Source organism: Dellaglioa sp. CoH-55-MRSF-9 (genome assembly GCF_056782155.1).
Window position 1 is genome coordinate 1 of record NZ_JBXAYG010000028.1, and the last position, 442, is coordinate 442.

Sequence of the window (442 nt, forward strand, 5' to 3'; positions counted from 1 at the left end):
CCAGCCGAACATGAGGCCGCAACTTCTCGACCTTGATATCGGCAATCACCGGACCCATCAAATTCCGCATGAGCACGTACCGGCCGTCCTTGCGGTTCGGGGTGCCTGACAATCCGATCTTGTATTCGCAGTTGAGTGCGGCTATCACTGACGCGTACTTGGGGGCAGCGCCCGTGTGGATTTCGTCTACAAGCAGCATCGCAAACATGTCGCGAACTCGGCGCAAAAGTTTACGTCCTTTGGCACTCCAGAAAGTTTGGCATGTAACGAGACAGATATCGTACTTTAGAAAATCTTCGTAGGTCTTGCACAGGCCGATCTGGGTCTTTCTACAGTTGGTCAGGGCGGCCTGTGTGTCCGATCCGATAAATGTCTCTTGGAAGCCGAGAATCCATTCACGCTGCGACGCCATGATGATCGTCTTCTTACCCAAGCGGCATAC

Annotated in this window: 1 protein-coding gene; it reads right to left on the reverse strand. The window is 53.4% G+C overall.

Annotated features, from left to right (window positions below):
• On the reverse strand, window positions 1–412 hold a 412-nt coding region (locus AC1RPV_RS07660), incomplete at its 3' end, for a DEAD/DEAH box helicase family protein (protein WP_481764183.1).
• Window positions 413–442: the final 30 nt, after the last annotated feature.